The following is a 10,529-nucleotide window of genomic DNA, read 5'->3' as shown; positions in this document are numbered from 1 at the left end:
CGCCGCCCACCGAGGTGGCCGAGGCGCTGGTCAGGATGCCGGCGTCGACGAGCTTGCCCCACAGCGCGCGGTCGAACCGTTGATCGAGCTTGTCGAGTTCACGGTGGTGCTCGGGCGTGCAAACCGAGTCCACGATCGTGTCGACCAGGCCGCCGAGATCGGTGGCCGCTTCGGTTGTCGAAAAGTCCATCGTTGTTCGTCCTTAGGGAGTGGGGCTCAGCGGTTTCGGGGCAGTCCCAGCGCGACCATGCCGATGATGTCGCGCTGCACTTCGTTGGTGCCGCCGCCGAAGGTCAGGATCAGGCACGCGCGGTGCATCCGCTCGACCCGGCCGCGCAGCAGCGCCCCGGGCGAATTCTGGCGCATGGTGGCGGCGGTCCCCAGCACCTCCATCAGCAGCCGGTAGGCCTCGGTGGCCAACTCGGTGCCGTACACCTTGGCCGCCGACGCGTCGGCCGGGTTGAGCGATTCGCCGTCCGACGACGCCAACTCCCAGTTGATGAGCTTCAGCACCTCGGCCTTGGCGTGCACGCGGGCCAGGTTGATCTGCACCCACTCGGAGTCGATCAGCCGGGCGCCGCTGGAATCCTTGGTGTTCTGGGCCCACTCCCGAACCTCCTGCAGGGCGAGGAAGATCGGCTGCGCCGAGACCAGGGCGACGCGTTCGTGGTTGAGCTGGTTGGTGACGAGCTTCCAGCCGCCGTTCTCCTCGCCGATCAGGTTGGTCACCGGCACCCGCACGTCGGAGTAATAGGTGGCGCTGGTGTCCACACCGGCCATGGTGTGTACCGGCGTCCACGAGAAGCCTTCGGCGGTGGTCGGCACGGTCAGCATCGAGATGCCGCGGTGCTTTTTGGCCTCGGGGTTCGTGCGCACCGCGAGCCAGACCCAGTCGGCGTACGCGATCAGGCTGGTCCACATCTTCTGGCCGTTGATCACGTAGTCGTCGCCGTCGCGGACCGCGGTGGTGCGCAGGTTGGCCAGGTCCGTGCCGGCGCCGGGCTCCGAATAGCCGATGGAGAAGTGCAGTTCGCCGGCCGCGATCTTGGGGAGGAAGAACTTCTTCTGCTCCTCGGTGCCGAACGCCATGATCGTCGGCGCCACGCTGTTGATCGTCAGGAACGGCACGGGCACGCCGGCGATCGCGGCCTCATCGGTGAAGATCAGCGAATCCATTGGCGAGCGGTCCTGGCCGCCGTACTCCTTGGGCCAGTTCAGCGTCAGCCAGCCGTCCTTGCCCATCTGCGCGACGGTGTCGCGGTATGCGGTGCCGGTCCCGACCTCGCCGCCGCCCGAGGAGGTCAGCGCCTCGCGACGCTCCGGCGTCATGAGCTTGGTGAAGTACGACCGCAGTTCGCGACGCAGCTCCTCCTGTTCAGGGGTGTAACTGATGCGCATCCCAGCCGTCCTTTGTTAACGTGATTCGCCTCGATTAGCCGACGTTACTCGGCCGACGACTACCCGTTCGTCTTCCCGGTTGTAACACGTTCTAGTCTGAGATTCCAGCGACCGTTTCCCTAGCGGTATCCGGGCCCTATGGTGGTCCTACATACTGATGGGGCATGTCCTCAGGTGAAGGCCAGGTGCAAGGAGGGTGCTGTGCGGGTGATCGTCGACCACGACCGGTGTGAAGGTAACGCTGTGTGCTTGGGAATCGCGCCGGATATCTTCGACCTGGACGACGAGGATTACGCCGTCGTGAAGCTGGACCCGATCCCCGCCGATCAGGAGCAGCTGGCCGAGCAGGCGATTGCCGAATGCCCGCGTGCCGCGCTGTTGCGCGGCGATTAATTCGAGCCCCACTGCGGCCTGAGAAACTAGAGGTATTCATAAATTGACTAGCAGCGCGAACGCGACCGATCTCTCCGGAAAGGTCGCGGTGGTGACGGGTGCCGCCGCGGGACTCGGCAGGGCGGAGGCCCTCGGCCTGGCCCGGCTCGGCGCGACCGTCGTCGTCAACGACATCGCCACCGCCCTGGACGCCTCCGACGTCATCGACGAGATCAACTCGGCCGGCTCCAAGGCCGTCGCGGTGGCCGGCGACATCAGCGAACGCGCAACCGCCGACGAGTTGGTCGCCCAGGCCGACGGTCTCGGTGGGCTCGACATCGTCGTCAACAACGCGGGCATCACCCGCGACCGGATGCTGTTCAACATGTCCGACGAGGAGTGGGATCTGGTCATCGCGGTGCATCTGCGCGGCCACTTCCTGCTGACCCGCAACGCCGCCACCTACTGGCGGTCGAAGGCCAAGGACGCGGGTGGAACCGTGTTCGGCCGGCTGGTCAACACCGCGTCCGAGGCGGGGCTGGTCGGCCCGGTGGGTCAGGCCAACTACGGCGCGGCCAAGGCCGGCATCATCTCGCTCACCCTGACGGCCGCGCGGGCGCTGGGCCGCTACGGCGTGTGCGCCAACGCGATCTGTCCGCGCGCCCGCACCGCGATGACGGCCGACGTCTTCGGTGCGGCACCGGAAGTGGAGGCGGGTGGCATCGACCCGCTGTCGCCCGAGCACGTGGTCAGCCTGGTCAAGTTCCTGTCATCTCCGGCGGCCGCGGAAGTCAACGGGCAGGTGTTCATCGTGTACGGGCCGCAGGTGACCCTGGTTGCCGCGCCCACGGCGGAGCATCGATTCAGCGCAGAGGGACCGGCCTGGGAGCCCGGGCAACTGAGCGCGACGCTGCAAGAGTACTTTGCTGGGCGGGATCCCGAGCGCAACTTTTCCGCGGTCGGGCTGATGGAGCAATAACCGTGTGAGGTTACTTCCTGGGGGGGAAACAGTGGGTAGAACGTGTGTCAATTCTGGAAAATGTAACGGTGTCTGACCTGGGTAATTAACGTTTTGGACAAAGAAATGCTTTTCATTGACACCTTAATCTTGTTCTGAGTTAATATGATCCGGCTCACATCGAGCCGCATGCGACGGAAGACACCGCTAAGGCGACGCACAGACTTCGCCGCGAGCAGCCGAGGGGGGTAGCCAAGTTGAGGGAACAACTTGCGGTTCCCGCTCGCGCTGTCGGCGGGTTCTTCGAAATGATGATCGACACCGGCCGGCAGACTTTTCGCCGGCCGTTCCAAATGGGCGAGTTCTTGGAACAGACCTGGATGATCGCGCGGGTGTCCCTGGTTCCCACCCTGCTGGTGTCCATCCCCTTCACCGTGCTGGTGGCGTTCACGCTCAACATCCTGCTGCGCGAAATCGGGGCCGCCGACTTGTCCGGCGCCGGAACGGCATTCGGCACCATCACGCAGCTGGGGCCGGTGGTGACCGTGCTCGTCGTGGCGGGCGCCGGTGCGACCGCGATCTGCGCCGACCTCGGTGCGCGGACCATCCGCGAAGAGATCGACGCGATGCGGGTGCTCGGCATCGACCCGATCCAGCGGCTCGTCGTGCCCCGGGTGCTGGCCTCCACGGTGGTGGCCCTGCTGCTGAACGGGCTGGTGTGCGCCATCGGCCTGTCCGGTGGCTACGTGTTCTCCGTTTTCCTGCAGGGCGTCAATCCGGGTGCGTTCATCAACGGGTTGACCGTGTTGACCGGGCTGCGCGAGCTGGTTCTCGCCGAGGTCAAGGCGTTGCTGTTCGGCGTGATGGCCGGGCTGGTCGGTTGTTACCGCGGCCTGACCGTCAAGGGCGGACCCAAGGGCGTCGGCAATGCCGTCAACGAGACGGTCGTGTACGCGTTCATCTGTCTGTTCGTCATCAACGTGGTGATGACCGCCATCGGCGTGCGGATCTCGGCGAAGTGAGTACCCGATGAGCTACGACGTCACCTACCGGCTGCGCAACCTCGCCTCCCGGTTGCAGGAGCCGGTCGACGACTTCGGTGAGCAGGCCTTGTTCTATGGCCAGACGGTGCGTCACATTCCCCACGCGATCACCAAGTACCGCAAAGAGACGGTCCGCCTGATCGCCGAAATGACAATGGGTGCGGGGGCGCTCGTCATGATCGGCGGCACCGTGGGCGTCGCCGCCTTCCTGACACTCGCCTCCGGCGGGGTCATCGCCGTGCAGGGTTACTCCTCGCTGGGCAACATCGGCATCGAGGCGCTGACCGGCTTCCTGTCGGCTTTCCTCAACGTCCGCGTCGTTGCGCCGGTCATCGCCGGCATCGCGCTGGCGGCCACCATCGGCGCCGGTGCCACCGCGCAGTTGGGCGCCATGCGGGTGTCCGAAGAGATCGACGCCGTCGAATGCATGGCGGTGGAATCGGTGTCCTATCTGGTGTCCACCCGATTGATCGCCGGCCTCATCGCGATCATTCCGCTGTATTCGCTGTCGGTACTCGCGGCGTTCTTCGCCGCCCGCTTCACCACGGTGTACATCAACGGGCAGTCCAAGGGTCTTTACGACCACTACTTCAATACGTTCCTCATCCCGTCGGACCTGTTGTGGTCGTTCCTGCAGGCGATCGTGATGTCCATCGCGGTGATGCTGGTCCATACCTACTACGGCTACAACGCGCACGGCGGTCCCGTCGGCGTCGGCATCGCGGTCGGCCAGGCCGTGCGAACGTCGCTGATCGTCGTCGTCGTCATCACTTTGTGCATCTCACTCGCCGTTTACGGCGCGTCCGGTAACTTCAACCTCTCCGGGTAACAGGACCGCTTAAAGGGACATGGCAGAAACAGATACGCGACGTACCTCCGTCCGGCTGGCAGCCGCGGTGCTTGCCAGCCTGTTGGTGGCGTTCGCGCTCGTCACTTACCTGTCCTACTCCGCGGCTTTCGCCTCGATCGACACGGTGACGGTCTCGGCGCCGCGGGCCGGTCTGGTGATGGAGAAGGGCGCCAAGGTCAAATACCGCGGCATCCAGATCGGTAAGGTCGAGGCGATCGACTACGCCGATGACCAGGCCCGGTTAACGCTCGGGATCAACAGCGACGACATGCATTTCATCCCCTCCAACGCGATGGTGCACATCGCGGGGAACACCATCTTCGGCGCCAAGGCGGTGGAATTCCTTCCGCCGCAAAACCCTTCGCCGACGTCGCTGCGCCCGAACGCGCACGTGGCGGCATCGGCGGTGCAGCTGGAAGTCAACACCCTGTTCCAGTCGCTGATCGACCTGCTGCACAAGATCGACCCGGTCGAACTCAACGGGACGCTGAGCGCGCTGTCCGAAGGCCTGCGCGGTCACGGGGACGACTTCGGCGGCATCTTGTCGGGCCTGAACACGCTGACGCGCCAAACCAATCCGAAACTGCCTGCACTGCAGGAGGACTTCCGCAAGGCGGCGGTGGTCGCCAACACCTACGCCGACGCCGCCCCGGATCTCAACACCGTCTTCGACAACCTGCCGACGATCAACAAGACTGTCGTCGACCAGCAGAACAACCTCAACGACACGTTGTTGGCCACGATCGGTCTGGCCAATAACGCCTACGAGACGCTGGCGCCGGCCGAACAGAACTTCATCGACGCGATCAACCGGCTGCGGGCCCCGCTGAAGGTCGCGGCCGATTATTCCCCCGAATTCGGCTGCCTGTTCGCCGGGATCGAGCGCGGCATCAAGGAATTCGCGCCGCTGCTCGGTGTCCGCAAGGCGGGCCTGTTCACGTCCTCGAGCTTCGTGCTCGGCGCGCCGTCGTACACGTTCCCGGAGTCCCTGCCGATCGTCAATGCGTCCGGTGGCCCGAACTGCCGCGGGCTGCCGGACATTCCGACCAAGCAGACCGGCGGGTCGTTCTACCGCGCCCCGTTCCTGGTCACCGACAACGCCAACATCCCGTACGAGCCGTTCACGGAACTGCAGTTCGACGCGCCCTCGACGCTGCAGTTCCTGTTCCACGGCGCCTTCGCGGAACGGGACGATTTCTGATGCCGGCCGGGGCCATGCCGACGCACCGCTCGATGATGATCAAGGTCAGCATCTTCGCGGTGGCCATGCTGATCGTGTCCGCGGGACTGGTGGTGGTCTTCGGCGACTTCCGGTTCGGCCCCGAAAGCACCTACCACGCAACGTTCACCGATGTGTCGCGCCTGAAGGCGGGGCAGAAGGTGCGCATCGCCGGCGTGCCGGTCGGCGCGGTGTCGGGTGTGAAACTGAACCAGGACAACACCATCGACGTGACGTTCGGGCTCGACAAGCGTTATACGCTCTATTCGTCCACGCGCGCGGTGATCCGGTACGAAAACCTGGTCGGTGACCGGTATTTGGAGATCACGTCCGGGCCCGGGGAGCTGCGCAAGCTGCCACCGGGCGGGACGATCAACACCCAGCACACCCAGCCGGCGCTGGATCTCGACGCGCTGCTCGGCGGCCTGCGGCCCGTGCTCAAGGGGCTGGACGCGGACAAGGTCAACACGATCAGCAGCGCCGTCATCGAGCTGCTGCAGGGGCAGGGCGGCGCGTTGTCCAACGTGCTGGCCGACACCAGTGCGTTCTCGTCGGCGCTGGGCCAGCGTGACCAACTCATCGGTGACGTGATCGAAAACCTCAACACGGTCCTCAAGACCGTCGATCAGCGCAGTGCTCAGTTCTCGGCCAGTGTCGACCAGTTGCAGCAGTTGATCAGCGGACTGGCCAAGAACAAAGACGACATCGCGGGCGCCATCCCGCCGCTGGCCTCCACGACGACGGATCTGACCGAGCTGCTGAAGAATTCACGCCGGCCGCTGCAGGGCATCCTGGAGAACACCCGCCCGCTGGCGACCGAACTGGACAACCGCAAGGCCGAGGTGAACAACGACGTCGAGCAGTTGGGCGAGGACTATCTGCGGCTGGCGGCGCTGGGTGCCTACGGTTCGTTCTTCAACATTTACTTCTGCTCCGTGACGATCAAGATCAACGGCCCGGCCGGTAGCGACATCTTGCTGCCGCTCGGCGGCCAGGTGGATCCCAGCAAGGGGAGGTGCGCTTTTGCCAAGTAACGCAAAGCGTGAGCGCGATCCGCTTCGCACCGGCATTTTCGGCGTGGTGCTGGTCGTGTGCGTCGTGCTCATCGCATTCGGTTACGCGGGATTGCCGTTCTGGCCTCAAGGCAAGGTCTACGACGCCTATTTCTCCGACGCCGGTGGCATCAACCCCGGCAACGCGGTGTACGTCTCGGGCTTCAAGGTGGGCAAGGTGACTTCGGTCGGCCTCGCCGGAGACAGCGCCAAGATCAGCTTCAGTGTGGATCGCCATGTCGCCGTTGGTGATCAGTCGCTGGCCGCGATCCGCACCGACACCATTCTCGGGGAGCGTTCGATCGCGGTGACCCCGGCCGGCAGCGGCAAGGGGACCACGATCCCGCTCAGTCGCACGACCACGCCGTACACCCTGGCCGGCGCGCTGGAGGATCTGGGCCAGAACGCCAACAACCTGAACAAGCCCCAGTTCGAGCAGGCGTTGAACGTGTTGACCGACACGCTGCACGACGCCACCCCCCAGCTGCGCGGCGCGCTCGACGGTGTGACGACGCTGTCGCGCACCCTGAACCGCCGCGACGAGGCGCTGCAAAGCCTTCTCGCGCATGCGAAGTCGGTGACCGGCGTGCTGTCCCAGCGCGCCGACCAAGTCAACAAGCTGGTCGACGACGGCAACGAGTTGTTCGCAGCGCTCGACGAGCGGCGGGCCGCCATCGGGCAGCTCATTTCGGGGATCCAGGGCCTGTCGGCGCAGATCTCCGGGTTCGTCGCCGACAACCGCAAGGAGTTCGGCCCGGCCCTGAGCAAGCTCAACGATGTGCTGAGCAACCTCAACGAGCGCCGCGACTACATCACCGAGGCCCTCAAACGGCTACCCACCTACGCCACCGAGCTCGGCGAGGTCGTCGGGTCCGGACCCGGATTCAACGTCAACGTCTACGGTGTGATCCCCGCGCCGTTGATCGCGACAATGTTCGACTTCTTCTACCAACCGGGCAAGATGCCGGCCAGCCTCGCGGACTACCTGCGCGGACTCATCCAAGAGCGCTGGATCATCAGGCCGAAGTCGCCATGATCAAGCGCCTCGCCGGCAGCCGGGGGCTGCGCTACACCACCGCGATCGCGCTTATCGCGGTGCTGGTGGGTGGCGTGTATGTACTGTCGTCGACCGGCAATACGCGAAGCATCGTCGGCTATTTCACGTCCGCCGTCGGCCTCTACCCCGGCGACCAGGTCCGCGTCCTCGGTGTTCCGGTGGGTCAGGTCGACACGATCGAGCCGCGGCCCTCCGACGTCAAGATCACCATGTCGGTGTCCAAGGGCGTGAAGATCCCGAAGGACGCCCAGGCGATCATCATGTCGCCGAACCTGGTGTCGGCCCGCTTCATTCAGTTGACACCGGCGTACACCGGCGGGGCGGTGCTGCCCGACGGCGGCAGCATCGGCCTGGGCCGCACCGGGGTCCCGGTGGAATGGGACGAGGTCAAAGAGTCGCTGACGAAGCTGGCTGTTCAGCTCGGGCCGACCACGGGATCGATGCAGGGTCCGTTGGGCCGGGCGATCAACCAGGCCGCGGACACCTTCAACGGCAACGGCGAGTCTTTCCACAACGCCTTGCGCGAACTCTCGCAAGCCGCTGGGCGGCTGGGTGATTCACGCAGCGACATTTTCGGGACGGTCAAGAACCTCCAGGTTCTGGTCAACGCGCTGTCGGCCAGCAACGAACAGATCGTGCAGTTCGCCGGAAACGTCGCCTCGGTGTCCCAGGTGCTCGCCGACAGCTCGCGTCACCTCGACACCACCCTGGGCACGCTCAATAAGGCGCTGTCCGACATCCGGGGTTTCCTGCACGAGAACAATTCGACCATCATCGATACCGTCAACAACCTCAACGACTTTGCCAAGACGCTGAGCGACCAGAGCGACAACATCGAGCAGGTGCTGCACGTCGCAGGCCCCGGCATCGCGAACTTCTACAACATCTACGACCCGGCGCAGGGCACGCTCAACGGCCTGTTGTCGATCCCGGAATTCGCCAACCCGGTGCAGTTCATCTGCGGTGGCTCCTTCGAAACGGCGGCCGGCCCGCGCGCTCCCGACTACTTCCGGCGCGCCGAACTCTGCCGTGAGCGGCTCGGCCCGGTGCTGCGCCGGCTCACCGTGAACTACCCGCCGCTGATGTTCCACCCGCTCAACACGATCACCGCCTACAAGGGCCAGATCATCTATGACACCCCGGAAACCCAGGCGAAGTCGGCTACCCCGGTGCCCGAACTGACCTGGATCCCGGCCAACGGTGCCAAGACCCCGCCCGCCGCGCAGAATCCGGCGGACCTGCAGGCCCTGCTGGTTCCGACGGCACCGCAGACTGGCGCGGCCCCGGCTCCCGGCCCGGCCTTGGGCAACGCCGGCCCCGCGCCCGGCCCGGCTCCCGGGAGCGCATTCGGGCCCCTACCCGGACCGCCGCCGGGCCAGGCGCCGCCGCAGGGCGACCAGGGGGGCGGCTAGATGAACCGAATGTGGTTGCGCGGCGGCGCTTTGGCGGCGGGCAGCGCGCTGCTGGCCGGCTGTCAGTTCAACGGGTTGAACTCGGTGTCGATGCCGGGCACCGCCGGGCACGGCAGCGGCGCATACTCGATCACCGTCGATCTGCCCGACGTGGCGACGCTGCCGCAGAACTCGCCGGTCATGGTGGACGACGTCACGGTCGGCAGTGTCTCCGGTATCGAGGCCGTGCAGCGCCCGGACGGTTCCTTCTATGCGGCCGTGAAATTGGGGTTGGACAAGAACGTCGTCCTGCCGGCCAACTCGACGGCGACGATCGCGCAGACGTCGCTGTTGGGTTCGATGCACGTCGACCTGGCGCGCCCGAAGGACAAACCGGCCGTCGGCCGCCTGAAAGACGGATCCAAGATCTCCGAGTCCAACACCGGCCGCTACCCCACCACCGAAGAGGTGCTGTCGGCCCTTGGTGTCGTGGTGAACAAGGGCAATGTCGGTGCGCTGGAAGAGATCACCGACGAGACCTACCAGGCCGTCGCGGGCCGGCAGGACCAATTCGTCGACCTGGTGCCCCGGCTGGCGGAACTGACCGCCGGCCTCAACCGGCAGGTCAATGACATCATCGACGCGGTCGACGGCCTGAATCGATTCTCGGCCAGCCTGGCCCGGGACAAGGACAACCTGGGCCGCGCGCTGGACACGTTGCCCGACGCGATCCGGGTGCTCAACAAGAACCGCGACCACATCGTCGAGGCGTTCTCGGCGCTGCACAAGTTGGCGAACGTCACCTCGCACATCCTCGCCAAGACCAAGGTGGACTTTGCGGCCGACCTCAAGGACCTGTACGCGGCCGCCAAAGCGCTCAACGACAACCGGAAGAACTTCGTCACCTCGCTGCAGCTCCTGCTGACGTTCCCCTTCCCCAACTTCGGTATCAAGAACGCGGTGCGCGGCGACTACCTGAACGTGTTCACCACCTTCGACCTCACCCTGCGCCGCCTCGGTGAAACCTTCTTCACCACCGCATATTTCGACCCGAACATGGCCCACATGAACGAGATCCTCAATCCGCCGGACTTTTTGGTCGGCGAGATGGCCAACCTGTCCGGACAGGCGGCCGACCCGTTCAAGATTCCGCCCGGCACGGCTTCAGGACAGTAAGGGGCGGACGTAG

At 65.3% G+C, this 10,529-nt stretch carries 10 protein-coding genes and 1 pseudogene; 9 read left to right on the top strand and 2 right to left on the bottom strand.

What is annotated here, in order from left to right; genetic code table 11:
• Together A5701_RS24475 and A5701_RS24470 are read right to left on the bottom strand one after the other, a co-directional pair.
• Positions 1-190 (bottom strand): annotated as a pseudogene (locus A5701_RS24475) (acyl-CoA/acyl-ACP dehydrogenase); the annotation flags it as partial.
• Positions 191-216: 26 nt separating this feature from the next.
• Entirely contained in the window at positions 217-1,398 is a 1,182-nt protein-coding gene (locus A5701_RS24470; protein ID WP_067760390.1) for an acyl-CoA dehydrogenase, read from the bottom strand.
• Between the two features lie 201 nt (positions 1,399-1,599).
• Between A5701_RS24470 and A5701_RS24465 the strand changes: the two genes are divergently transcribed.
• The 9 genes from A5701_RS24465 to A5701_RS24425 all read left to right on the top strand — a co-directional run bounded on the left by A5701_RS24465 (position 1,600) and on the right by A5701_RS24425 (position 10,516).
• On the top strand, positions 1,600-1,791 hold the full coding sequence (locus A5701_RS24465; protein WP_067280870.1) for a ferredoxin: 192 nt from the start codon (positions 1,600-1,602) through the stop codon (positions 1,789-1,791).
• A gap of 43 nt (positions 1,792-1,834) precedes the next feature.
• On the top strand, positions 1,835-2,749 hold the full coding sequence (locus A5701_RS24460) for a 3-oxoacyl-ACP reductase (protein ID WP_067760387.1): 915 nt from the start codon (positions 1,835-1,837) through the stop codon (positions 2,747-2,749).
• 236 nt (positions 2,750-2,985) lie between these two features.
• A complete protein-coding gene (locus A5701_RS24455; protein ID WP_067280820.1) occupies positions 2,986-3,750 on the top strand; it encodes an ABC transporter permease in 765 nt (254 codons plus the stop codon).
• 7 nt (positions 3,751-3,757) lie between these two features.
• Positions 3,758-4,600 carry an ABC transporter permease gene (locus A5701_RS24450; protein ID WP_067760385.1) on the top strand — a complete coding sequence of 281 codons (843 nt, stop codon included), beginning with the start codon at positions 3,758-3,760 and terminating at the stop codon, positions 4,598-4,600.
• Positions 4,601-4,619: 19 nt separating this feature from the next.
• Positions 4,620-5,822, top strand: coding sequence for an MCE family protein (locus A5701_RS24445; RefSeq protein ID WP_067760383.1), 1,203 nt, complete (start codon positions 4,620-4,622; stop codon positions 5,820-5,822).
• Positions 5,822-6,874 carry a virulence factor Mce family protein gene (locus A5701_RS24440; RefSeq protein WP_067760381.1) on the top strand — a complete coding sequence of 351 codons (1,053 nt, stop codon included), beginning with the start codon at positions 5,822-5,824 and terminating at the stop codon, positions 6,872-6,874. The genes A5701_RS24445 and A5701_RS24440 overlap by 1 nt, the downstream gene beginning before the upstream one ends.
• Entirely contained in the window at positions 6,864-7,928 is a 1,065-nt protein-coding gene (locus tag A5701_RS24435) for a virulence factor Mce family protein (protein WP_067760379.1), read from the top strand. The genes A5701_RS24440 and A5701_RS24435 overlap by 11 nt, the downstream gene beginning before the upstream one ends.
• A complete protein-coding gene (locus tag A5701_RS24430; RefSeq protein ID WP_067760377.1) occupies positions 7,925-9,361 on the top strand; it encodes a virulence factor Mce family protein in 1,437 nt (478 codons plus the stop codon). The genes A5701_RS24435 and A5701_RS24430 overlap by 4 nt, the downstream gene beginning before the upstream one ends.
• Complete coding sequence (locus A5701_RS24425) at positions 9,362-10,516, top strand: virulence factor Mce family protein (RefSeq protein ID WP_067760375.1); 1,155 nt, start codon at positions 9,362-9,364, stop codon at positions 10,514-10,516.
• The last annotated feature ends 13 nt before the right edge of the window (positions 10,517-10,529 follow it).

Source organism: Mycobacterium sp. E3305, from assembly GCF_001666785.1.
GTDB lineage: Bacteria > Actinomycetota > Actinomycetes > Mycobacteriales > Mycobacteriaceae > Mycobacterium.
The sequence above is the reverse complement of the archived record's forward strand: the minus strand, read 5'-3'. Positions and strand labels throughout refer to the sequence as shown.